Origin of the sequence: Ferruginibacter yonginensis (assembly GCF_042651465.1) — a bacterium.
Classification (GTDB): domain Bacteria; phylum Bacteroidota; class Bacteroidia; order Chitinophagales; family Chitinophagaceae; genus Ferruginibacter; species Ferruginibacter yonginensis.
The window spans coordinates 420,907-445,379 of sequence record NZ_JBHSCZ010000002.1 but is presented as its reverse complement, the minus strand read 5'-3'; the positions used below and the strand labels follow the sequence as shown (position 1 = coordinate 445,379).

Below are 24,473 nucleotides of genomic sequence, written 5' to 3'. Positions count from 1 at the left end.
TTTAAAACGTACAAAAAATCATCATTACAATATTAATGAACGGTTTATTCGAATATATAGCCAAATAATAGTAGTGTCATTTCAATCCTTTTTTAACCATACTTTTTGTGTAGTATATTCTTAATATCAAGGTTTTAAGTAAAATTTGGGATGTATAAAATTGTATATTATTCCCATTTTTGATTCTTATTGCTAAGGTTGTTTTATCAAAACAAAACTATCTGGCATTTTACTGGATCCTGTTGGTGGATTCCATGGCTGATTATTTTCAGTCATAGTATTTTGATAAGTTAGAAATAATGTCATTTGTGTGCCTGTATAGTTTATTACTGCTTTTAATTTATAAAACTGTGTGCCATTTAGTTCATAAAATAAACCTCCAAAAAGTTCATTTTGAGAATAGGGTAAATTTCCGAAATGGCTATACCGAAGAAATATTTTCATATTGTCGTAAGTAACATTATCCTTCATATAAGGAAATTGATAAAACCGATTTGCATAGTTACCAGAAACAATGTTGTTACCATGTTTATATTCATAAAAACCAATTAAATTATCAATTATAGAGTTGCGATTAATGCTTTTACCACGATAATATCTAAGATAAATTCTTATTGTATCTGCTCCATTCGTATACCTCCATTCACCCTGAAATTGCTGTAGGGCAGCACAAGTATCATAATGGGGTTTATTGATTTGCCCACTAGCTTTAGTATATATAAACAAACTAAAAATAAATATGGTAAGTATATTTTTCATTTTGTATGAATTTAATAATTAAAAACAATTTTTGTATTCAGTGTAAATACTAAGCGCAGGGTCAGTTAAGTCTTTTCCGTTCCAAATTAATTGAAGTTTTTTCCATTCTGTGCCAGTTGAATTTCCCGAATAAATTTCAAATGCATTGTTAACTTTTTCTTTTTTCATCATATACTGCATTCTTTCCTCCCAATTAGGAATTTTTGACAATTCCTCATCCCATACATCTCTAAACGAACTCTTTTTTTGTAGATTACCAGCAACATTCTCAGCAAAGATTCTGAATTGTGCAGTGTCTTTAACTTTTATTAAATAATTAGTTGCAGGGATGTAAATTCCCTGTACAGTGTAAGGAGGGGTAGTAACTTGGTAAAATAAATTCTGCGGATCGAGTGCATTTTCTTTTATGAATACATCAGCAAAGTCAATCACATCTTGTGCAGAAAACATGGGAGAAAGCCCTGCATAATGGCGATGCATAAAACCGCTTACCCCTCCTGCTGAACTCCACTCCATAGCAGGTACTCCGATACTTCCAGTCTTAGGGGTGTACTGATTATTATTTAAGTTATTTACGATAAATGCTTTTTCATACTGAATTGTAGTATCAGGGTCTGTTAATTCAGCTATTTTTTGTTTAAAAATATTATTATACTGAAGTGCGATTACAAAAGGATCACATTCATCATCAAAAAAAGGATCGGGTTCAAAACCACCACCTCCCGAGGATGAACAGGGTAATTTTGCATACCAGCGACCCTGACATGGATCGGGTGTGCTACCATCACCATTACCACCACCACCACCATTACCTGTTCCGCCGCCGTCACCGCCACCACTAGTTCCACCTCCGCCAGTTTCCTCATCATCAATAATAGTTACAAACGAGTGACTATTACATTCCCATTCAGCATAATGCGGAATATTGGGGTTGCCATCCCAAGTATGCCCACAACCATCATTATAACCTACAATTGTACATTGCGTAAAAGTTACCACCAACATTAAGCTTTGCGTATTGGTTGTATCATTTTTTACTACTATTGTTTTAGTAGTTGCATCTTGTTGTAGGGGATAAGCGTTAGGATAAAAATTTTGGGGAATATGGTAAAATGTATCTGTTCCAAATGCCCTGTTTTCCATTGCAAAATATAGCGATAATAAATCTTTTGTTAAAGCATTTGCTGTATCATTGGTATTATGTGTTTTGTTATATAAATTTTGCTGGGTATAGCTTGTATAATTATAGTTGCCATTGTTTTCATTTACAATTAAAAGGTTACTCAGTATAGAATTGTCCATACTAAAAGGAATTATGACAGTACTATCTGTTTGGGTTACCGATGAAGCTGAACCAGAAAACGATGAACTTGTTGTATTACGATTAGATATTATTACAGCTATTTTATCCCAAATAGGAAAGCCAGCATTTTTGGGTAACTTTTTTATAAAATGAGTTTTCTAGTTGTCCAGTTTTTAATTTACTCATTATAGCTGCAATTTCGGAAGTTAATGGTTTAGTTGTTGAAAAAAATTCCCTTCGATATACCGTTATCCCGTATTTGAATATCAAGCTTTGTACATAATTGTTGTAAAATAAAAAGCGAAAAATAAAACAACTGATAAAAACATTTTTTGGCTTTAATGTAAGTACTAATTTCATAGCAGTTGGATTGAAAGTTTATTTTTAAAATTAATATAATTTTTTATGTATTTCAAAATAGTTTGACCAACTTTCCATTTTTAAATGCTTTGCCCCACATTTAAAAAAACCTTACATGTATTAAAAAGGCTATTTCATCTTTCTCCCCTAAATTTGACTATGCAAAAATTAGGAAATTACATCACCGGACATTGGATAACCGGCGATGGGGACGGACAACCTTTGTTTAACGCCGTTACCGGACAAGTCATTTCACATGCAACCACACAAGGGCTTGATTTTGAAGCCATTTTACATTATGCTCGTACAGTAGGCAACCCTGCCCTCCGCAATATGACGTTCCAACAAAGAGGTCGTATGCTCAGAGCGCTTGCATTGCATTTATTAGCACACAAAGAAAAATTTTATACCATCAGTTACCAAAGCGGTGCAACCCGTATTGATAGCTGGATAGATATTGAAGGCGGAATTGGTAACTTATTTGCCAACGCTACACTTCGCCGCAAATTACCCGATGAAACCTTTTGTATGGATGGCGACCCCATTAACCTCAGCAAGGGCAATACGTTTATGGGTCATCATATTTTAGTGCCAAAAGAAGGAGTAGCCGTTCACATTAACGCATACAATTTCCCCGTGTGGGGCATGCTCGAAAAAATTGCTGTAAACTTATTGGCCGGTGTACCAGCTGTAGTAAAACCAGCAACAGTTACAGCTTATTTAACCGAAGCCGTGGTGAAAGAAATTATAGCATCGGGCATTTTACCCGAAGGGGCTTTACAATTGGTTTGTGGCAGCGCTGGCAATATGCTCAATTATGTAAATGCGCAAGATGTTGTTACGTTTACGGGCTCTGCTTACACTGGTGTAAAATTAAAAAGTCATCCTACTATTTTAAATGAAAGTGTGCCATTTAACATGGAAGCCGATTCGTTAAACTGTATGGTTTTAGGGCCAGATGTTACACCTGATATGCCCGAGTGGGACATCTTCATTAAAGAAGTAAAAAAAGAAATGACGGTAAAAGCCGGACAAAAATGTACCGCCGTTCGTCGCATTTTTGTACCTGAAAATAAATTAGAAGATGTACAAAAGGCATTATCAAAAGCCCTTGCACAAACCACCATTGGTAACCCATTGAACGAAACGGTACGCATGGGGTCGTTGGCAGGGCAAGAGCAACGCAACGATGTACGCCAACAAGTACAAAAACTACTAGCCAGCTCTCAAATTATTTATGGCTCATTAGACAGTGTTACCGTGGTAGATGCCGATGCTGCAGCTGGAGCCTTTATATCGCCTTTGCTATTATTAAATACAAACCCATTAGTGAACGAAGCGCCACACAATGTGGAAGCATTTGGTCCGGTAAGTACTTTAATGCCTTATAAAGATATTTATGATGCTATTGCCCTTAGTAAAATGGGTAAAGGTAGCTTGTGCAGCAGTATCATTACGGCAAGCCCAACCATTGCCAAACAATATGTAATTGGTGCCGCAACCCACCATGGGCGTATTTTAGTACTTAATGCTGCTTGCGCTAAAGAAAGTACAGGCCATGGCTCACCTTTGCCAACATTGGTACATGGCGGACCCGGCCGTGCCGGTGGCGGTGAAGAAATGGGTGGCCTACGTGGTGTAAAACATTACCTACAACGTACCGCTATACAAGGGTCGCCAGATATGTTGACCGCCATCAGTAATGTATACCAACCACATGCAACAGGCATTACCAACGAGCAACATGTATTTAAAAAATATTTTGAAGCGTTACAAATTGGCGACCAACTGATAACAGCAAAACGCCTTATTACTTCTGAAGATATTGATGCCTTTGCTACTTTAAGTGGCGATCATTTTTATGCCCATAAAACCAATACTGATTTTGCTGGCACCATGTTTACTGAACAAGTGGCACATGGCTATTTTATTATTAGCGCAGCGGCTGGCTTATTTGTTGATAGCTTTGAAAAAAACCCCGTACTACTCAATTATGGCATTGATGAAATGCGTTTTACCAAACCAGTATACGCAGGCAACAGCATCTACATCCGTTTTACTTGTAAAGAAAAAGTAGCGCAAGAGCTCAAAGAAGCTAATCCTGATGTGCCGATGGTACAGGGGCAAGACATACCGAAAGGAATAGTAAAATGGTTCGTAGAAATATTTGATGAACATGATGAAGCTGTGGGAGTTGGCACTATTTTAACTATGGTTCAAATGAAAAACTATTCAATTTAAAAAGATACACAATATGGCTATTACAGAAAATGTACAAGAAGGATATGTAAGTTCAGAAACACATGCAGGGGTTACCACCATTGAGTTTTACCACCCACAAAGCAATGCAATGCCCACATTGCAATTAGAAAAATTGGCACAAGCCATACACTTTGCAGGTACACATGATGAAACAAAAGTGATTGTTTTAAAAAGCGCAGGCGATCGTTCGTTTTGTGCAGGTGCTTCGTTCGATGAATTAATGCAAATAAAAACCCCGGCAGAAGGCGAAAAGTTTTTCAGCGGTTTCGCAACGGTTATCAATAATATGCGTAAATGCCCCAAGTTCATTATTGCTAGGGTACAAGGCAAATGCGTAGGCGGTGGTGTAGGTATTGCTTGTGCAGCTGATTATGCTATTGGTGTTGAAGGTGCCGATATTAAACTCAGCGAATTAGCGGTAGGTATTGGTCCGTTTGTAGTAGGACCAGCCGTTGAACGTAAAATAGGTACAGCGGCGTACAGTGCATTGGCTATTGATGCTACTATGTGGCGCAACAGCGATTGGGCTAAAAAGAAAGGTATGTTTGCAGAAGTACACGAAAACATTGCCAATATGGATGAATCGGTAAAACGCTTAGCCAACACTTTGGCCCATAGCAACCCCGAAGCCATGGCAGCCCTTAAAAAAGTATTTTGGCAAGGCACCGAACATTGGGACACATTGTTACACGAAAGAGCCCTCATTAGCGGCAAACTAATTTTAAGCGAATTTTCAAAAAACGCTATTGCGAAGTTTAAGGCGAAGTAATTGGCATATTAATTTTTAATCATTAGCTTTAATTAATGGTAAAACAATAACCAATAATTACGTACGTTTGCTAACATTTTTAGTTTCAATGAGTGAAAAAAATAAGATACCTTCTAAACTTACATTTTCGGGACACGATACCTTTCATTGTAGGCACTTGTGGCTAAAAAAGGGATATGAATTTGTAAAAGATGGTAATAAATTTTCGGATGAAGATGCTGTAGTTAAATTGGGGGTAGGGAAAAATATGGTTTCTGGTATTAATTATTGGCTTAGGGCTTTCGGTATTATAGATAAAGATGGGGCACTAACAGAATTTGCTCAATTCATTTTAGATGATACAGGTAAAGACCCATACCTTGAAGATGAAGCCACACTTTGGCTTTTGCATTATCAATTAGTAACTCAAAATATTGCATCAACCTACAACTTAATTTTTAACGAACTTAGAAGAGAAAGAATTGAATTTACAAAAGACAGTTTCGTTGCATTTGTTCTAAGAAAAGCAGAAGAATTAGGTTTAACCCAGATTAATAAAAATACAGTTGCTACTGACTTTGAGGTTCTAATAAAAATGTATATTAGAACGGATGCACAAAGCAAGGATAAAGAAGATACTTTTTCGGGGTTGCTTACCGAGCTAAATATTATACAGGAAGAAAAAAGAAAGATTAACGATAAAACAGAAGTCTTTTTTTCTGTTGCAGCAGACGACAAGGTGGAAATACCTGATGAAATAATACTTTATAGCATTTTAGATCAGGAAAACACTGGTAATTCTATTAGTTTATACAGTATCGAACAAGAAAAAAATCAAGCTGGAAGTGTGTTTGCAATTGGCAGAACAGGATTAGTGAATAAAATTGAAAGCCTTACTAAAAGCAAAATTTATAAGAAATATAGCATCACATTTAATGACCATGCAGGCATAAAAGAATTGCAATTCAAAACCAAACCAAACAAGTTTGAAGTATTGAATAACTATTATGGCAACTAAGTTTACAACATCAGTAAATATCATCCGCGATAGCGATAGGGAGTTAAATTACACCCCTACACCTAACGCCGTTCGTGTAGTAAACCAAATTGCAAACGACTTCAAAAAGGGTATTCGTTCTTTTAATATCATTGGTTCTTATGGCACAGGTAAGTCTGCTTTTCTTTGGGCATTCCAGCAAAGCATATTAGGAAAGAAAAAGTATTTTGGTATTAATCTATTGCCGAGCCCCAACATTGCTTTTATCAATATAGTGGGTGAGTACAAATCAATAAAAGAAGCTTTTGCAGAAACCTTTGAAATAAAAGATAATAGAAACTTATCTGAAAATATTTTTTCAGAAATTTTCAATAAGTATCACGACTTAGGTAAGAAAAATACCATCCTTTTTTTAGTTATAGACGAGTTTGGTAAGTTCTTAGAATATGCTTCACAAAACGAACCAGAGAAAGAGTTATATTTCATCCAACAACTTGCAGAGTTTGCCAATAATCCAGATATAAATATTGTTCTATTCACAACAGTCCATCAAAATTTCGATGCCTATGCTTTATCATTAAGCCAGGCACAAAAACAAGAATGGACTAAAGTAAAAGGTCGTTTTAGAGAAATTACCTTTAACGAGCCAGTAGAGCAGCTTTTATTTTTGGCTTCAGAGCATTTAAACAAAAAACCTTCTGCCAATAAGTCTTCAAAAGAAATCACAAAGTCTATTGATTTATTAATAAAGTCAAAAGCATTTACAGTTAATGAAGACTACATCAACGACGTTGCCGAAAAACTTTTTCCATTAGATGCTATTTCTGCTTATGTACTTACATTGTCATTACAGAAATATGGGCAAAACGAAAGGTCTTTATTTTCGTTTTTAGAATCAACAGACCACACAGGTTTATTTCAACATAGCCAATCAAAAGAAGGCTTTTATACAATAGCAGATGTTTACGAGTATTTAATATTTAATTATTACTCATTTCTTAATTCAAGATACAACCCAGACTTTGCAGCTTGGAAGTCTATTAAAACAGCACTTGAAAAGGTAGAAGCATCATTTGAAATAAATGTCATTGCTTACACTAAAATCATTAAAGCAATAGGTCTTCTAAATATTGCTTCTCAAGCAGGTGCAATACTTGATAAAACATTTTTAGTAAGTTATGCAGAAAAATGTATTGGCTTAAAAAATGCAAGTGGTTTAATAGAAGATTTAGAAAAGAAAAAAATTATACTTTACCGCAACTACAGCAAACGATTTGTTTTGTTCGAGGGTACAGACCTTGATATTCAAATGGCATTGTTTGAAGCTGGAAATAAAGTGGAAGATGTAACAGATATAGCTACATTACTAAGCAAAAGCTATAATGTACCGCCAGTTGTTGCTAAGAAAATAATGTACGAAACTGGTACACCTCGTTTGTTTGAATATAAAATTTCAGCACATCCAACGAATGATATTCCTGTTGGTGAAATAGATGGCTTTATAAATTTAATATTCAACGAAAAGAATATTACCAATGAAATAAAAGAACACTCACGTAATAATGAAGAAGCCGTTTTATATTGTTACTACAAGAACTCTAAATCAATTAAAGACTTATTGTTTGAAATTGAAAAAACAAAAAAAGTAATTGATGAAAACAGGGATGATAAAGTAGTGGTGAGAGAGCTTAACAGTGTAATAAAACACCAACAAAATCTGTTAACATATAAAATTTTGAATAATTTCAGTGGCACAAAGTCAGAGGTTATTTGGTTTTTTAAGGGTGAGCAAATAAATATTCACAACAAAAAAATGTTCAATAGTAGGCTATCTGCTATTTGTAAAATTGTATATAACAACGCCCCAATTTTCAATAACGAATTAGTAAACAAGCATAAAATTTCTCCTTCAATTCATACAGCAAAACGAAATTATTTTAAAGCACTTGTTGCTAATTGGGATAAACCACAATTAGGCTTTGCTGCTGACAAATTCCCACCTGAAAAAACAATTTACTTATCACTTTTAGAGAATAATAATATTAATCTCTATGCGGATGAAATAACTGAAGATTACAAACCAAATAACAAAAACAAGTTTGACGAGCTTTGGAAATTATCAATGGAATTTTTAGACAGTGCCAAAACTTCAAGAAGAACATTAGCAGAGTTCGTAGAAACGCTAAGTCAAAAACCTTTTAAACTAAAGCAAGGTTTAATAGATTTTTGGCTACCTACTTTTTTGTTTATTAAAAGAGATGATATTGCATTGTTTGGTGAAGGTGGTTATATTCCTTTCATTACAGATGAAGTATTAGACTTAGTTGTTAAAGAACCAAAAGACTTTGAAATAAAAACATTTGCAATTGAAGGTGTAAAACTTAATATTTTCAATAGTTACAGGCTTTTTTTAAATCAAAATTCTAAGAACAAGCTATCTAATACCAACTTCATTGAAACCATAAAGCCTTTTCTTACTTTCTATAGAGAGCTGCCAGAATATTCAAAAAATACAAAACGCTTATCTAAAGAAGCAATTGAGATAAGAAAGGCAATTGCAAGTTCTAAAGACCCAGAGAAAACATTCTTTGAAGATTTTCCTATGGCTTTAGGGTACTCAATAAACGATATTCAAGACTCTTCAAAATCTTTACAGCAGTACACTTTAAAGCTTCAAGATGCGATAAGAAATATCCGTACTTGCTACGATGAATTGGTAAATCGAATGGAGTTATTTATTCAAAGCGATATTGTTGGTGAAACTATTCCTTTTGAAGCATACAAAGAGAGCTTACAGGGCAGATATAAAAAACTAAGAAGGCACTTACTACTTCCTCAACAACGCATTTTTGTTCAAAGAATAGACTCACAAATTGAAGATAAAAAAGCTTGGTTAAATTCACTAACACAGGCTTTAATCAATACAACTTTAGATAAGATTAAAGACGAGGAAGAAATATTGGTTTATGATAAGTTTAAATCAATGATTGTAGAATTAGATAGCCTTACTACATTATCAAAAACTGATTTTAAAGAAGATAAAGAAGACGTTTTTGATTTGCAGATAAACTCTTTCTTTGATGGCATTAACAAAAAAATTATTCGTTTGCCAAAAAGTAAAAAAGAAGAAGTAAATTTAATACAAGTAGAGTTGAAAAAGAAGTTATCCAAAGACAATTCATTGAACATTGCAGCATTAACAAACCTATTAAAAGAAATGCTTAAAAAATGAGTAAAGTAAGACACGTTTTAGGTATATCTGGTGGCAAGGATAGTGCAGCTTTGGCAATCTATATGAAGCAAAACTATCCTCATTTAGATATAGAGTATTATACATCAGATACAGGAAAAGAATTAGACGAAACATATCAGTTAATTGATAATCTCGAAATTTTTTTAGGTAAAAAAATTCTTCGTTTAACTGGTGCTGATAACAGCCCAGAACTACCATTTGACCATTTTATAAAAATGTATAATGGTTATCTTCCATCATCAAATGCAAGATGGTGTACAAAAAAGTTGAAGCTTGACCCTTTTGAAAAGTTTGTGGGTAACGACCCTGTAATTTCTTATGTTGGCATTCGTGGCGATGAAGATAGAGAAGGCTATATTTCTAAAAAGTCCAATATTCAATCCATATTTCCTTTTCGTAGAAATATCTGGAGCGAAGATGTAATTAATAAATTCTTAGCAAACGCAAATATTACTATAGCACAAAATTGTTTTAATACACTTTCATTAAATGGGAAAACAGAAAGAATCAATGAAATTGTAAACACAAAAATATCTACAACATTTAACCAACAACAGAAACTAAACCAGCTTTTGGACTTAGGCGTTAGAGTGTTTAATAAAGCTGTTTTTGAATTTATTAAAACAACTAAATATCCATTATCAAAAGAAGACAGTTTTGCATTGGTTGATAATGAAGATGTTTTAGTTAGAGATGATATTTTTAGAATACTGGAAGATTCGGGTGTTGGTGTTCCTGCTTATTACAAAGAGGTTGAGTTTGAAATTAATGGCAAGAAATCTACTTATGCACGAAGCCGTTCAGGTTGTTTTTTTTGTTTTTACCAGCAGAAAATTGAATGGGTTTGGCTATACGAGCAACATAAAGATTTATTCTTAAAAGCAATGGAATATGAAAGGGATGGCTATACATGGATTGAGGATGAACCGTTATCCGAATTAATAAAGCCAGAACGCATTGAACGCATAAAAGAAGAATACATTAAGCGTAGCCAAAGCAAAAAAAATAAAATTCAGTCACCCTATTTGCTAGACATTCTTTCCGAAGCTGAGGAAGAAGGTTGTGCAAGTTGTTTTATTTAACTAAATGAGTGAGATAAATACAAAACAAATCTCTTTTAGTATTGATTCTGGTCTAATAGATAGATTGGGTAGAGAACTTGTTGGGAAAGCTGAAACGGCCGTTTCTGAATTAATTAAAAATTCTTACGATGCTGATGCCACGCAAGTTGAAGTAAATTTCATTAATACTGAACTTAGTGGAGGAACTTTGATAATCGAGGATAATGGTGTTGGTATGACTTATGAGCAACTTATAAATGGTTTTATGGTCATCTCATCTTCGGACAAAATACATAACCCGATATCAAAAAGATATCAACGAAGTAAGGCTGGAAAAAAAGGAATTGGAAGATTTGCAACCCAAAGGCTTGGAACTCTACTTACTATTATTACACAAACTATACAATCAACAACGGCCTATAAAATTACAATAGATTGGAATAAATATTTGATAGACACAGATATTACAAGGGTAACACATACAATTGAAGAGGTTGAAAAAGATAGAGATGAAGGTACAACTCTGTACATAACAAACCTTAGAGAATCATGGAACGAAAAGGCTGTGGAAAGAGTCTATCGTTATGTTTCAGAATTACTACAACCTGATTATCTATCTGAAAATAGCCGGACATTAGGTCTAGCAAAAAAAGACGTCACTTTATTCCATGTAATATTCTACACAACTAATAATGATGTAAAGAAGGCTGTTGCAAGTCAAGTTGATATGCTTTTTGACAAAGCGATTGCGACTATTGAAGGTTATATTGATCAAAGCGGTGATGGCTATTATGCTTTAAATAGCAAAAGTCTGGAAATTGATGACTATGCAATACCCATAGAAAATGAAGGAATCAGCCGAAGATTTTCAAGAATTAGAAATATATATTTTAAGTGTTACTACTTTATATACAATCGGACAGAATATTACACCAATATCTCAAAGTTAGAACTAAAAAATATTCAAAATATCTCCAAAGATTTTGGAGGTGTGAGAGTTTACAGAAATGGATTTCGAGTATTGCCGTATGGAGAGCCTACGGATGATTGGATAGGTTTAGATATTCGTTATAGTGGGGAAGTAGGTTTAACCAATATACCATATTCTAACAAAAATATCTTTGGTTTTGTAGAAATAGTAGACCAAGAGGGAACCGATTTTGAAGAAACAGCAAGTCGGGAAGGTCTAATAGATGGTCCGGCATTGGAAGATCTCAGAAATTTTATGCATAAAGCTTTAATAAGTGCAAGAGGTAGGATTAGTGAAGGCATAACCATCATCCGTAATAAAAAAAGAGGGAATACCACAAATAAAGAAGAACAAAAACGTGTTGATGATAGGTTTGATACATTAAGAAAATTAATTAATGAAGAGGCTGGAACTGAAAATTCTCAATTTAAACAAGAAGCCACAAAAGCCATAGAAGAACTGCAAGATGATTATATTAATAGTTTAGAAGAAATAGGAATGTTAAGGGTTTTGGCTGGATTAGGATTAACCATTGCAGAATTCACCCATGAGATAATACAATTTACTCCCTCTATTAATGGCTACTTATACTCTTTGTCTGAAAGATTAAAAGGTCAAGAAACGGAGCTTATAGAGAATATGCGAAGAACAATAAATAATGTAACTTCTTACACTTCGTACTTTAATACAACTGTTTCGCAAAATGTAAGTCGAGAACTCCGTCCAATTCTTCTAATTGATGTCATCAACACCTTTACAGATACTATATTTGCTGATTTGAATAAACAGATTATTAGCAAGGAGGTTGACTTTTATGGGTTTGATCTTTATACAATACCAATGCATCATTCTGAATGGAGTTCGATTTTCTTTAATTTGTACACCAACTCTAAAAAGGCTATTAAGAGAGCAGAAGTAGAAGGCAAAATCAAATTTATTGCAGGAAAAGAAAAAGAATATATTTATATTGAGTTTTTAGATAATGGAGATGGTATTCCAAAGGAAAATGAGAATCGCATTTTCAATCCATTTTTTACTACCTCAACTCCAGCAAATTTTGATTCTAGTAATGAAGATAAGCTCACTGGAACTGGCTTAGGACTAAAAATAGTTAAAGATACAATTGAGACATATGGAGGCCGGATATTTTTAGTTACACCTGAAGCTTCTTATTCGACAGCTTTTAGAATTGAAATCCCTGCGGCTACAAAAAAACAATTGAATGACTATGGCTTATAATTTTTTATATATTGATGACGAACAGCAAGAGAAGATTGATGGTACTATCTCTGGTTTAAAATGTGATGAATTAAATATTACATTTTCTAATCCTGATCCTTCATGGGATGAACAAATAAAAATCCTTATAGAAGGCCAAAATGAAATTGATGGTATTATTTTAGATTTAAGATTGCAAGAGGAAGTTAATCAAGCTAAAGGTGGGAAGGCAAATTACCGAGGCTCAACTTTAGCCCAAGAACTCCGAACCCTATCAAAAGAAAAGTTATTAAAAGATTTACCAATTATACTTTTATCTGCTACAGAACAAATTGACAAATCGTTTGATTCTACTGGTATAGATCTTTTTGACCTACGAATAGTAAAAGACCAAGTTCAAGAAAAAGATTATCCAATTTTTCAAAGAAAATTGATAGCAATTGCCAAAGCATATATTAATGCGAAAGATTTAGATACTGATAACGTACCAGAAAATCTTAAATCTATGCTTGGGAACACCAAAGATTTACAAATAGATTTTAGATTATTGGACGTATTGTCACAATTAATCATCGCAAAGCATCCATTCCATCAAACAAGTAAATTCATTTTAAAAGAAATAGTTTGTAAACCTGGTGTTTTAATAAATGAAAGATACTTGGCAGCTCGGCTTGGTGTTAATATTGCAGATTCACCTGACTGGGAAAAATTGATAAACTTATTAGATTATTTTCGATATAATGGGTTCTTTCACGATGCTTGGAAACGATGGTGGGCATCGGAACTTCCTGTTTGGTGGAAGAAAAATGTTTCCAAGGAAACAGATTTGCAATCTCTTAATGCAAAACAAAGAGTAGATATTCTAAAAGAAATATTTCAACTAGCGAATTTAGTCCCTGATATTAAACTTCCTAAATGTAGTAGTTCTAACTTTTGGGTAGTATGTCAAGGAACTAGCAAACCTATTGCCATAATTGATGGTTTTAGGACTGCTGGAGGCCTTCATTCTTACCCTTGGGTTGAACAGCATTACGTTTCAATAGATGCTGCTTTGGAAAGGACAAATATTTTGGCATGGAAAGGATTATCGCCACTTGAAAAAGAAAGATTAGAACAAGTTCAAAAATTCTATACACGTGAACGTAAGTGACAGTAAACAATTAATTGCTGCGGATTTAGAAACACTAGCCTTGCTTCTTAATACGTATGGGATAGGCAAAAATATAAATGTGGTGTACGACGCATCAGCAAATTGTAAAAATGACTCTACTGATGATTTCTATAAGTATTCGTTAGAAGAGTTGAATTTTGACATTAGCTCAATGTCACATACTATTCCAACTGAAGCCATATTATTAACTGTCTCTATCAGCTTGCATATTGAAGGAAGATACATTGATAAAGCATCTCTTTTCAACCCTTTAAATAATTTACAGGTAGATATTATTTGCCGTGGTTCCAAAAACGAAATCAACGATCTAGTTTCTGCATGGCATTTAGACAGGCACGAAGCAATTAATCAAGGCGGAATTGAAGAAGGAGAGAATAAATTTTTTCACCCAATGTACCACTTAACTTTTGGAGGTAAAAATATGTGGGCGTTTGGTATGGATAATTTTGGTTCGTCACTGATTTACCCTTCTCCAAGATTAGTACATTTACCTTTAGACGCAGCATTAGCAATTGATTTTGTTATAAGAAATTTTATACCATTAGAAGAGCGATTTGGGTTGATGAATGACAATGAATATAAAAGAATTATTTCCAATTCTCAATTAAGAATATGGCGGCCTTTTTTACAAGGAATGTTAGAGCATTGGAATTATTTAGACCCATACCTAAACAAAGAAGGGGCAAACACGAATACAACTCTATATTTACCAAATCTAGTTTTACAGTAAATTTCGAGCCTCACTCCGACTATTTGTCTAATAAATCAATAAAACAATTTTCATTGGTCAAGAAATAATTTGGATCAGCTTCCTTCTTTGCACGAATAATATCAAACCCTCCATTGGCATAATCTTCTAAAAGCCCCCTTAATTCAGTAATCTTTTTCTCTACCTTTTCTTCTTCAAGATTTTCTAATTCATTAAAGTCAATTCCCGATTTTGCAAACACCCCCATTATTATATAATCAGTAATATCCTGTGGCTGCCAAGAACGCATTTCAATAAACTTACTTTTTTCAGTTCCGTAAGCAATAGGTATTTTGTAATCTTTCTTTAGCCCTAATAAAGCAGCATACATATACATTTCATAACGGGTAGAGAAATATTTTCCCTGCTTCCACCTGTCTTCATTGGTACTTGTACCAGCCTTCCCACCTTGTTCAATGGTAAAGTCCAAAATCATTTGGTAATACTGGTTATCGTATTCTGGGGCTCTATCTTTTATACGTTTTAAAAGTTCCATAAATTAGTTAAGCTTTTCAATGTTGGTGGACAAACTGTTTCTGTTGCTTCTTGCACTTTCAGCAATTGATGGCGTAATCAAATACACTTTACCAAGTTTAATATCACCATTGGATAATAACTGTTCACGAAGTGTAGTATTCTTATAAAACTCTTTACTCATGATAATGCTTTGTCTGTAAACCTTACTAACAGTTTTGCAGAAACCAATGGTATAGTCTTCCCCAAAAACTGACATAGGTGCATCAGTTATTAAAGTATACAAATCAGTATCTCTTGCACCTTGCCTTGCAGATATAATAGCCATTATAGTGGCAAGTTTTATCAGTATAATATTACCTGTATTTAATTGAAGTAATACATTGCCGTTTTCATCAACAAGTTCTGGCATATAGTTTTTACCATTGCTTAATTCCTTCAACCTAATAATCCCTCTTGATGACATATTACCTTGAGTCATTTCTTGGTAATGCTTATTAGCTTCATTTTCTAACACTTGTACAAGTCCACTAAAAACCCTCTTACGAGTTGAATGTGCCAATTGATGAAACTCTTCTACCACTTTTACTTTTTCTAAAAGATAAGCAGGTATTTCACCTATCACTAATTTACTTAAATCAGCCTCAATTTTTGCTAAATCCTCTTTACGTCTTGCTATAATGCTTGCATTTGAAACCACTTCATTACTTGACCTAATTCGTAATTCATTTTGGGCATTATATTCATTTAGTAGGTTAGTGGCTTGGCTAACATTTAAAGCAGCATCAACTATTAAGCTATTTTTTTCTGCCTCTGTTTTGTTTAAGTCCTCGGTTAAAGTTTTCCTTCGTTTATCAAGCTTCCGCAATCTTCTATAAGTTGAAGCAATATCATCATCAATATTTTTAATGGTATGGCTTAATCCTAGTCCATTTTGATAAAGCCTTTTGAAATCTGCACTAAAGTTATGAGTAGATATTTCTTCATCTTCAAGTGTCTTAATCTTCATATTAGACCTATCAATTAGTTCTTTCATTTTCAGCCAAGCTACTGAACCAGTAGGTGCTTCTCTATCACACACAAGACATCTTTCATTATCAAGCATATGCTGAACATGTATAGGTTCAGGTACATCAATTGGCAATCTAGCATGAAGTTCTTTGATAAGCTCATTTTCATTATCTAGCTTTACTTGTATCTGGGCTTGTTTTTGTAGTTTCTTCTGTTCAAATTGATTGTACTGTAAACTGTATTGTTCAAATAAGTTTTCAGTACCTTTTAATACCCATTTATTAGTAAACATTTTTTTGTGCAAATTCTTTTGTTCTTCATCATACTCTTCTTGTACATCCTTTAAATTGCCTTCGATTGTTTTTCTTCTTGATTCTATTTCACGTATCTTCTGTGCATCTTCAAGTTTATTAAGTAAGTTCTCTGCTTTTTCTTCAGCCGTCGCTAAATTGTCTTTAATCTGTAGATCTTGTAGTTCTATCGCCTTGATTCTTTGTAAAAGATTTTGACGTTCTAATTCTAAGTTTTCACTTTTTCCTTTATCACCACTAAGGTCTCTTTGTTTTTTATTATGCTCTTTTGTTGTTGATTCCTTAATAGATTCAGCAATAGAAATAATATTATCAAATCTTGTAATGTTTGATAAAACATTTATAGCTTGTGTTAGAGTATCGTTTTTATTAAAATCAATAATCGATTCTACTTGTTCACCCTGAAACCACATATAGGGCTTGATATTATCAGGCAGAATAGATTTTTTTATCCTCTCAATTTGTTGATTATCTTTAATTTCTTTAGCGTTTAGGTATGACATTTCTTTCTCCCAAATAATTTCTTCACTTTCCTGTTCCCCAATGATTTTATCATCATATTTTCTTACACTATAACGCCTTTCTAAAATATATACACTATCCTTTTCTTTGTTATGAAAAGTGAGGGTAACGGAAGAGGTAATGATACCTTCTTCTGTTTCTTGAATTGCTTTATCTGATATTATTAACCTTTTTAGGAGGTTAGTATTTCTGAACTTCTTTATTGATGTATCAAAACATTGGTCATACATAACCCAATAAAAAGCGTCATACAATTTTGACTTGCCGTAACCATTATCACCTATAATAACATTTATACCTTCTGTAAAGTCAAACTTGTTTGAACCAGCATAACACATGAAATTATTTAACTCGATGCTTTGAAGTATCATTGCTGCCTGTTTAAAAGTGTATTTATTTTTTTCTCAGTAACATTTGCACTTTCATTGCTCACCTCACCTTCAATAGCTAGTTTCAAAACTTGTATTAAGTTGTTATCGCTATGTGTTGCCCACTTATATTTTCCAGCTTCCCCTACTGCTAAATATTTTTGTTCTATGAATAAATCGTCTTCTAAATAAGACCTTAATATTTCTTCTTTAGTCATTGTTTTTTAATTTATTGTGGATTGTGTAGATATTCAAATCATAGTGATGGCATATTTCTGAAAAGACACTTTCGGTTTCAAATGGGTTTATTGCCAAAGAAGCAAAGTACATTACTCTTTCTATTTCTTTTTCAACCAAGCTTCTTTCTACTTTAAAAGTATCTGAGTTCGCATCAGAAACTAATAAATCAGGTATTACAATTAGGTCGTGAATTACAGCAATATCCTTTTGTGGATGTGTCCTTAATATTCTACCTCTTCGTTGTATAAATTGTCTTGGATTTCCTGTGCTTGAACAAAAGATAGCATGTTCTGCCCTTGGTATATCCACCCCTTCATCTAAGCACTTCATTGATGCAATTACATGTATTTTGCCATCTTTAAATTGTTCTAACACTTCGTTTCTATCTACCATCCCACTTACAAATTGATTAACTCTAATCGAATCATTTATTCTGCCAATTTCTCGTGTATATTGATTGATAATCTTTATACTTTCTTCGTCTGTATTTTCATCCTCATCTATCTCAGGTGTATTGCCTTCAGGCACATAAATAAAAGTATATTTTAAATTTCCTTCTTTTCTAAATCTTTCTTCAAGTATGTACCTTGTAATTCCAAGCTTATTTACAGCCTTATGAATGATTCTTTTCCTTTTAAGTAACAACTTCTGTACAATATCATTATCATCAAATGCACCAGACTGCTTATTAAAAAACTTAGCCAGCTTTTTTGTAATTTCTATATATTCTTTTAGTTCATCGCTAGTTAGTGTTACAAGATGCGGATGATAATAATACTTGCAGAGTATACCTTCTTCAATTGCACGTTCCATTGAAAAAGAATAGGTATATGGTTCACTATCATTAAAAAAGTTTTCCATTGCTGAACTACCTTCAATATCATAAATTCTTTTTGGTGTTGCAGAAAGTCCAATTCGTTTTTGAATTAATACATTGGAGAGTTTACTTAAAACACTTTTTGAGCCAAGATTATGAGCTTCATCTGCAATAAATAAAGTGTCTTGTGGCAAATCTTTAATATACTTACTGAACCTATCTTTTATGAAAGAGGCGTAAGTGGCAATAATAATAAACGAAGTAGGTATTCTTTTATTTGTTGAAAGAGTTGTTGCTAAATCACTTTCCCAATCGTTATTAGATGACACCTGAATAATTTCTTTGAAATTAAATCTGTTAGCTTCGTCAGCCCATTGATTTACTAATGTTATAGTTGGCACTAATATTAGTGCATGATAATTTTTCTTATCATCTTTATTTACTTCTTGTAACAAACAATTAATTGATGTAATGGTCTTACCAGTTCCAGTTGCCATTGCAAAAATTCCTTGATAATTATTGCTGACCCAATTAGAATATGCTTCCATTTGATATGCTCTTGGGCCACTACTAAAAGGAAATCTTGGTTCTCTTCTTATTGTTTCAATTTTATCAAAAAGCTTTGTAATAGTTTTTTTTAGCTTTGGATTTGAAATTAAACCCTGTTTTTTTCGCAGGAGTTGTTCTTCTTGCACCAACAGTTCATTAATTTCTTTTTTGCCAAATCTATCTTTCAACACAACCTCTATTTCATTTACAGGAATGTAATCTACATCTTCATCCTCCTCAGTAAAATAAGCATCTATAAGTTTTAGTTGCTTTTTAATTAATTTGTTAGATCTGCCATTTTCCCAACTTAGAAAAGCTTCTAACTCTTCTAAATTTTCAGATAAACCATAAAGGGTGAAATTGCAAGATGCCTTATAACCTACAAAATCTTGGCCATCACTAAACACACCTGATTTGTAATGTGCTATACCCCTACCATTTTTAGGTTTGATAACTTTTATTTCAATTCGCTTTTCGGCGATTAAGTAAGCTAGACATTCAAAAAAGTGTGTGTCGTATTCGTCCAATACTCTACCTAGTGTAACCACATCGGTTAAGTCAAATACTTTATTAATAGTTTCGTGATTAGCTATTTCTATAGCTTTTTTGTCTTTTGAAGAAAGCAGATGATTAATCACCATTTTCATCTTGCCTCCCTTACTGATGAATGTAGCAAAGCCAACAGAAAGCAGGTTTATGGCTGATGAACTAAAGTAACCAAGCAATAAACTAAATTCATTGCTAGTCGCTAATCCATCCAAATAAAATTGTAATGGTTCGTTCTCTGAACCTGTTTTGTAATCTCTATCAATGGACCAATCAGCGTTTTTCAGCATTACAAGGTATCTTTTGGGGATTAATTTAGTTGACGAAAAGTGCTAGTTAATTTTTAGCAGTACTTTTTATATTTTAATAATTTTAGTTAAATAGTTGTATAGTTTATAGTTTATAGAGTACATGAATATTCCATTTCAAAATAATATTCTCAATTAATACTTCATCTATCCTTGTTAAACTTTTTTGTAGTGTAATAAAATACTAAAATACAAATTTATTTCAACACCTCCATTCCATCCATCACTTTTAATGCTGTTGCAGCATACATATCTTTCTCTTTTACAGCAGCAGTATAAGTAGCTACCACAAATAAATCATTGTTCAAATACACCCTTTGCAATAATTGTACATTATTACCATCGCTTTTAACTTGGTAACTTAACTCCCAGGCATTGCTGTTCATCCAAGTGGTGGCTTTTGAATAATTTAATTGTAAACTTGGGTATTTATTTTTTACACTCTCTAATGATGCGGCACCAATATCTGCCATGGTAGCACCATCGGTATTGGTTACAGTTTTTGTAATGATGTTGATATTCTCAAAAAATGCATCTGCCTCATTTTCTTTCGGTGATTTTATTACGAAACGAACACCTTTGTTTTCAAAATACCATGCTGTGGGGTAGCTTAACTTTATATGACTTTCAGTTAGGTTGACTGTTTTCCAGTCGGCTGCATCATTGTTGGTTTGAGCTGATGCATCAACAATATACCAACAAAAAAATAGGAGCATAATTTGTTTCATAACAGGTATTGCTTTGGTTAAATGATAAATGTTGCTGCATTAAAAATAGGCAATAAACCATTACAACCGCTCCGTTATGGGTATCCAAATAGTTTCTTCCGATAAATGACTTTGTGGGTTATACTCCGGTGGCAACAGTTCAAAATGAGGCCTATCTGCTAATTGATAACCAGATGTAGGTAACCAAGTTTCAAATATATACCTAAAAGCAACTGCTGCACCATCAACGGAGCCCTTGTATAAAAACACCGCATAGTTACCACTTGGCAACAACATCGTTTCCATATTGTCCGGTAATTCAGTTGCTGCACTTACTGCCACTGCGGCCCATTTTACAAAACTGGCCTTTGGGTCAAATGCTGCAAAAAATTGTGGCGGATAAACTTGTAATTAATAGTATTGCTCATCTATTCTATTAAGTATTTGGTGCCGGTAAGGCATAAACGATTGCCATAACGCCCCAGTTTGGTTTTGCTCGTACGTCATAGTCAATCTCCTCCCCACCAAAATGGTTGGTTCAATACTCGTTATGTAGTGTTTCATGGCTAAACAAATATACTAAGTTTATATATGTTTATAAGCGTACTTACTTTTGTTTAAAAGCTGCATAATGGTTCAGTTATAACTGCGTTACTCCGTACAAACAGCTGTACAACAGCTATGTAATAGCTTTACAACAGTTACTTTATAGTTATATAGCTCATGTACGTTATCACTCAAATGAGTGAGTTCATTTTTACTTTAATCTGCTATTTTTATCATTCAAAAAAATAAGCATGAATACTAAAACTTTTTTACTCTACTGCTGCCTTTTTACAGCAACCACTTTACAGGCACAACAAAAATGGTTCTCGGTTTTTACTGATTCAGCCAAGCTATTAAAAACAGCCAACCCCATTACCACCCAATTTAAAAAGGATATTAAAAAGCTACAACCCAACATCCGTTTTAATACCGATAACATCATCAACACTTCACCCTACCTTATTTATTATGGCTTAAACGATCATGTAAACCTTCCTTTATGGTCGCAAGTAATACCGCCAATTAAACAATTTTTTACGGGTGTTGGCGGCTCCCCTCAAGAAGGTGAAAAAATATTCGGTTTATTTTTTAATGGCTTTTATTTAATACACGAATATGGCCATGCGTTACAATATATGGTTGATAGTGCCCATACACAATTGGGGTACAGCAACGAATACCTAGCCAACACCATTGCTATATTATGGTGGCGCAAAAATGGTAAACAAGCACAATTAAAAGCTTGCTACGATTATGCTAAAAAAATATACAAACAATTACCCAACCCAGTACCTGCCGGTGAAGATGTGGCAACTTACTTTACTAAAAACTACGAAAAAGCCGCTAGCGACCCTAATGTATATGGGTTTATGCAATGGGGACAATTCATTACCATTTATGAAGATAAAAGCTTGCCTAATTTTGATACCTACATAAAAAATTATCTCAAAAAACTATAACCTCTTGCAACATTACCAGCATTAAGCAACTATTTTGTAAATAGTTGCTTTTTTATTATCGGCATGTACCTTGTATATATTATTTCAAATGTGCATATTATTATGCACTGTAAAAAACAACTGCATGAAATTATTGTTACGCATTGCTCTAGCGCTCTTAATTATAGGTATTACCGTTGGCATTTTTTGGTGGCAACAAAACAAAAAAGCTCTTGTAAAAAATGAAATTGAAAAGGCCGTAGCCAAGGGTACAGATAGTACCTATTTTATACATTACGATAGTAGCCGTATTGATGAAGTAGCAGGCAATGCCACATTTTACAACATTGCACTACAAAGCGATTCATTACAACAAAAGTTATTGGTGAACGATACCAGTAGCATGGGGGCTACAATTTTCAATATTCATATTGACGAACTTTCTATAACTGGTGCCGATATTCCATCTTTTCTACAAAAAAACAACGTTCAAGCTGCTAGTATTAATATTATACACCCCGTTGTTACAATTATTAGCACAGGCAAACAAAATAAAATTGAATTAACAGGGGCTGATACTTTAGCGTTATATGAAAAAATAACAGGTAAATTCAACAGCATTAACGCCGATAAAATCAATATTACCCGTGCTGAAATTTTATTTAAAAGAGGTTTTGATACACCCCACACAAGCCTACACAACGTGAACGTGTTGCTGCAACATTTTAAAATAGATAGTACCCGTAATTACGATAATATTATCAGTTATTTTATTAAAGATGTGGTGGCCAACGTTGCACAAATTGATATAATGGGCGCCACCAACAATATGAAACTACAACTCCAAAATGTGGTTTACAATGCACCCCAACGTTTTTTACAAATACAACGTTTTACCGAAACCAATACCCTTAACAATAAAACCCTCATCAATATTGGCAATACCAAAGTTGCAGGCTTATCAACCAATGCTTTTATTGTAAACAAAACCATTAAAGCCGATTCGTTGGTTACTCAAGGGGGCGATGTTACCGTTATTAAAAAGACTGAAAAAACGAGTCAAACCATTAAAATTGATAATCCCTTTTTTGATGCAGCCATTGTAAAAAACCTAGTAATCGGCAACAGCAATGTTACTTTTATTAATGGCAACAATAAACCAATTTTATTTAAAAATGTAAAAGCAAGCGCTTTGGGTATTGATAGCTTTTACAACGGCTCTAACATACTTACATTACTTACTGATAGTCGTTGCACCATAAGTATGGGATCATGTGTACTACCCATTTCAAACAATACAGCATCCATTCAAATAAATGGTTTGCTGTATAACAACAGCAACAATACCACAACGGTACAAGCAATTAATATAATACCCACTTTAAGTAAAGAAGCGTTTGCACAACAATTAAAAACACAAAAAGATTGGGTGGACCTACGCCTAAAAAACATTCAACTTACTGGTTTTAATTTAGGCAACTTTATTAACCAACAGCAACTTATTTTAAACAGTATTAGTTGTACACCTAGTATTCAAATTTATAATGATAAAACGGTGAAGGAAGATGCTACGAGTAAAATTGGGCAATATCCCCACCAACTCATTAAAAAAATAACCCTGCCGTTTTACATAAAAAAGGTACACATTAATAATGGCTATTTGAGCTATAAAGAAAAAGGAGACGTATCAAAAAAGGTAGGAGATGTGTTTTTCAACAACATTAATGGCGATGTAGTCAACATTACCAACATTAATAATAAAATACAGCTACAGCCCTTTTTACAAGTAATGCTACAATGTAATTTTTTGGGTAAAGCGCCCTTACAAACCAATTGGAAATTGCCACTACAAAACACCAAAGATCCGTTTTATATAAACGGAAATGTGGGTAGTTTTGATGCAGTAATATTAAACCCTGTTATTGAACCATTAGGCTTGGGTTCTATTAAAAGCGGACAAATAAAACAATACCAATTTAGTTTACAAGCTGATGATTATAATAGCAAAGGTGAGGGCCTTTTATTGTACAACAACTTACGTATTGCTTTATTAAAAACCAATGCAGATAATGAGCTACAAACAAAAGGTTTATTAACCACTATTGCCAACACTTTCATAAAAAACGACAACGAAAACCCCGGTGCCCGTAAAGCAGATTTAGCCTTCAAGCGTATTGAAAACAAATCGTTTTTTAATTTGGTATGGAAGAGTATTTTCGCTGGTGCTAAATCATCTACTAAATAAAACGCATAAAAATAGCGGCTGTAAAGCCGCTGAATATATGA

Annotated in this window: 19 protein-coding genes; 11 read left to right on the top strand and 8 right to left on the bottom strand. The window is 33.6% G+C overall.

What is annotated here, in order from left to right; genetic code table 11:
- Positions 1–192: 192 nt before the first annotated feature.
- Together ACFOWM_RS09095 and ACFOWM_RS09090 are read right to left on the bottom strand one after the other, a co-directional pair.
- The gene (locus tag ACFOWM_RS09095) at positions 193–759 is read right to left on the bottom strand and encodes a DUF6705 family protein (RefSeq protein ID WP_379709075.1); all 567 of its coding nucleotides are present in this window, start codon (positions 757–759) and stop codon (positions 193–195) included.
- A gap of 18 nt (positions 760–777) precedes the next feature.
- Positions 778–2,061, bottom strand: coding sequence for a hypothetical protein (locus ACFOWM_RS09090; protein ID WP_379709073.1), 1,284 nt, complete (start codon positions 2,059–2,061; stop codon positions 778–780).
- A 13-nt stretch (positions 2,062–2,074) separates the two neighbouring features.
- On the opposite strand from ACFOWM_RS09090, the gene ACFOWM_RS09085 reads away from it, so the two are divergent.
- From ACFOWM_RS09085 to ACFOWM_RS09045, 9 genes are all read left to right on the top strand, one after another.
- Positions 2,075–2,215: a hypothetical protein gene (locus ACFOWM_RS09085; protein WP_379709071.1), complete on the top strand. Its 141-nt coding sequence runs from the start codon at positions 2,075–2,077 to the stop codon at positions 2,213–2,215.
- A gap of 366 nt (positions 2,216–2,581) precedes the next feature.
- Complete coding sequence (paaZ, locus tag ACFOWM_RS09080) at positions 2,582–4,663, top strand: phenylacetic acid degradation bifunctional protein PaaZ (RefSeq protein ID WP_379709069.1); 2,082 nt, start codon at positions 2,582–2,584, stop codon at positions 4,661–4,663.
- A 13-nt stretch (positions 4,664–4,676) separates the two neighbouring features.
- Positions 4,677–5,453, top strand: a complete 777-nt coding sequence (locus ACFOWM_RS09075; RefSeq protein ID WP_379709067.1) for an enoyl-CoA hydratase/isomerase family protein — start codon at positions 4,677–4,679, stop codon at positions 5,451–5,453.
- An 88-nt stretch (positions 5,454–5,541) separates the two neighbouring features.
- Positions 5,542–6,450, top strand: coding sequence for a DUF4007 family protein (locus ACFOWM_RS09070; RefSeq protein WP_379709065.1), 909 nt, complete (start codon positions 5,542–5,544; stop codon positions 6,448–6,450).
- Entirely contained in the window at positions 6,440–9,661 is a 3,222-nt protein-coding gene (locus tag ACFOWM_RS09065; RefSeq protein WP_379709063.1) for a hypothetical protein, read from the top strand. Before ACFOWM_RS09070 ends, ACFOWM_RS09065 begins: the two co-directional genes overlap by 11 nt.
- A complete protein-coding gene (locus tag ACFOWM_RS09060) occupies positions 9,658–10,764 on the top strand; it encodes a phosphoadenosine phosphosulfate reductase domain-containing protein (RefSeq protein ID WP_379709061.1) in 1,107 nt (368 codons plus the stop codon). The genes ACFOWM_RS09065 and ACFOWM_RS09060 overlap by 4 nt, the downstream gene beginning before the upstream one ends.
- A gap of 4 nt (positions 10,765–10,768) precedes the next feature.
- Positions 10,769–12,952: an ATP-binding protein gene (locus ACFOWM_RS09055; protein WP_379709059.1), complete on the top strand. Its 2,184-nt coding sequence runs from the start codon at positions 10,769–10,771 to the stop codon at positions 12,950–12,952.
- Positions 12,942–14,081 (top strand): hypothetical protein, encoded by a 1,140-nt coding sequence (locus tag ACFOWM_RS09050; RefSeq protein ID WP_379709057.1) that lies wholly within the window; start codon positions 12,942–12,944, stop codon positions 14,079–14,081. The genes ACFOWM_RS09055 and ACFOWM_RS09050 overlap by 11 nt, the downstream gene beginning before the upstream one ends.
- Complete coding sequence (locus ACFOWM_RS09045; RefSeq protein ID WP_379709055.1) at positions 14,068–14,832, top strand: hypothetical protein; 765 nt, start codon at positions 14,068–14,070, stop codon at positions 14,830–14,832. The genes ACFOWM_RS09050 and ACFOWM_RS09045 overlap by 14 nt, the downstream gene beginning before the upstream one ends.
- A 19-nt stretch (positions 14,833–14,851) precedes the next feature.
- Here ACFOWM_RS09045 and ACFOWM_RS09040 read toward each other — a convergent pair whose 3' ends face one another.
- The 6 genes from ACFOWM_RS09040 to ACFOWM_RS09015 form a co-directional block, all read right to left on the bottom strand.
- Positions 14,852–15,346 (bottom strand): hypothetical protein, encoded by a 495-nt coding sequence (locus ACFOWM_RS09040; protein WP_379709053.1) that lies wholly within the window; start codon positions 15,344–15,346, stop codon positions 14,852–14,854.
- A gap of 3 nt (positions 15,347–15,349) precedes the next feature.
- On the bottom strand, positions 15,350–17,539 hold the full coding sequence (locus ACFOWM_RS09035; RefSeq protein WP_379709051.1) for an AAA family ATPase: 2,190 nt from the start codon (positions 17,537–17,539) through the stop codon (positions 15,350–15,352).
- On the bottom strand, positions 17,536–17,754 hold the full coding sequence (locus tag ACFOWM_RS09030; RefSeq protein WP_379709049.1) for a hypothetical protein: 219 nt from the start codon (positions 17,752–17,754) through the stop codon (positions 17,536–17,538). The genes ACFOWM_RS09035 and ACFOWM_RS09030 overlap by 4 nt, the downstream gene beginning before the upstream one ends.
- Positions 17,747–19,978, bottom strand: a complete 2,232-nt coding sequence (locus ACFOWM_RS09025) for a DEAD/DEAH box helicase family protein (RefSeq protein WP_379709047.1) — start codon at positions 19,976–19,978, stop codon at positions 17,747–17,749. The genes ACFOWM_RS09030 and ACFOWM_RS09025 overlap by 8 nt, the downstream gene beginning before the upstream one ends.
- Positions 19,979–20,193: 215 nt before the next feature.
- The gene (locus ACFOWM_RS09020; RefSeq protein WP_379709045.1) at positions 20,194–20,712 is read right to left on the bottom strand and encodes a hypothetical protein; all 519 of its coding nucleotides are present in this window, start codon (positions 20,710–20,712) and stop codon (positions 20,194–20,196) included.
- 72 nt (positions 20,713–20,784) lie between these two features.
- Positions 20,785–21,045, bottom strand: coding sequence for a GyrI-like domain-containing protein (locus ACFOWM_RS09015; protein WP_379709043.1), 261 nt, complete (start codon positions 21,043–21,045; stop codon positions 20,785–20,787).
- A gap of 455 nt (positions 21,046–21,500) precedes the next feature.
- Between ACFOWM_RS09015 and ACFOWM_RS09010 the strand changes: the two genes are divergently transcribed.
- Both ACFOWM_RS09010 and ACFOWM_RS09005 read left to right on the top strand, forming a co-directional pair.
- A complete protein-coding gene (locus tag ACFOWM_RS09010; RefSeq protein ID WP_379709041.1) occupies positions 21,501–22,208 on the top strand; it encodes a hypothetical protein in 708 nt (235 codons plus the stop codon).
- Positions 22,209–22,332: 124 nt separating this feature from the next.
- Positions 22,333–24,432 (top strand): hypothetical protein, encoded by a 2,100-nt coding sequence (locus tag ACFOWM_RS09005; protein ID WP_379709039.1) that lies wholly within the window; start codon positions 22,333–22,335, stop codon positions 24,430–24,432.
- The last annotated feature ends 41 nt before the right edge of the window (positions 24,433–24,473 follow it).

What these genes read in the sequence shown, in the direction of transcription:
- ACFOWM_RS09085 (WP_379709071.1), top strand. Translation starts at nt 2,075, where the DNA reads ATGACAGTACTATCTGTTTGGGTTACCGATGAAGCTGAACCAGAAAAC.
- ACFOWM_RS09005 (WP_379709039.1), top strand. Translation starts at nt 22,333, where the DNA reads ATGAAATTATTGTTACGCATTGCTCTAGCGCTCTTAATTATAGGTATT.
- ACFOWM_RS09010 (WP_379709041.1), top strand. Translation starts at nt 21,501, where the DNA reads ATGAATACTAAAACTTTTTTACTCTACTGCTGCCTTTTTACAGCAACC.
- ACFOWM_RS09060 (WP_379709061.1), top strand. Translation starts at nt 9,658, where the DNA reads ATGAGTAAAGTAAGACACGTTTTAGGTATATCTGGTGGCAAGGATAGT.
- ACFOWM_RS09035 (WP_379709051.1), bottom strand. Translation starts at nt 17,539, where the DNA reads ATGATACTTCAAAGCATCGAGTTAAATAATTTCATGTGTTATGCTGGT.
- ACFOWM_RS09020 (WP_379709045.1), bottom strand. Translation starts at nt 20,712, where the DNA reads ATGCTCCTATTTTTTTGTTGGTATATTGTTGATGCATCAGCTCAAACC.
- ACFOWM_RS09090 (WP_379709073.1), bottom strand. Translation starts at nt 2,061, where the DNA reads ATGGACAATTCTATACTGAGTAACCTTTTAATTGTAAATGAAAACAAT.
- ACFOWM_RS09070 (WP_379709065.1), top strand. Translation starts at nt 5,542, where the DNA reads ATGAGTGAAAAAAATAAGATACCTTCTAAACTTACATTTTCGGGACAC.
- ACFOWM_RS09040 (WP_379709053.1), bottom strand. Translation starts at nt 15,346, where the DNA reads ATGGAACTTTTAAAACGTATAAAAGATAGAGCCCCAGAATACGATAAC.
- ACFOWM_RS09095 (WP_379709075.1), bottom strand. Translation starts at nt 759, where the DNA reads ATGAAAAATATACTTACCATATTTATTTTTAGTTTGTTTATATATACT.
- ACFOWM_RS09050 (WP_379709057.1), top strand. Translation starts at nt 12,942, where the DNA reads ATGGCTTATAATTTTTTATATATTGATGACGAACAGCAAGAGAAGATT.
- ACFOWM_RS09065 (WP_379709063.1), top strand. Translation starts at nt 6,440, where the DNA reads ATGGCAACTAAGTTTACAACATCAGTAAATATCATCCGCGATAGCGAT.
- ACFOWM_RS09075 (WP_379709067.1), top strand. Translation starts at nt 4,677, where the DNA reads ATGGCTATTACAGAAAATGTACAAGAAGGATATGTAAGTTCAGAAACA.
- paaZ (WP_379709069.1), top strand. Translation starts at nt 2,582, where the DNA reads ATGCAAAAATTAGGAAATTACATCACCGGACATTGGATAACCGGCGAT.
- ACFOWM_RS09055 (WP_379709059.1), top strand. Translation starts at nt 10,769, where the DNA reads ATGAGTGAGATAAATACAAAACAAATCTCTTTTAGTATTGATTCTGGT.
- ACFOWM_RS09025 (WP_379709047.1), bottom strand. Translation starts at nt 19,978, where the DNA reads ATGCTGAAAAACGCTGATTGGTCCATTGATAGAGATTACAAAACAGGT.
- ACFOWM_RS09030 (WP_379709049.1), bottom strand. Translation starts at nt 17,754, where the DNA reads ATGACTAAAGAAGAAATATTAAGGTCTTATTTAGAAGACGATTTATTC.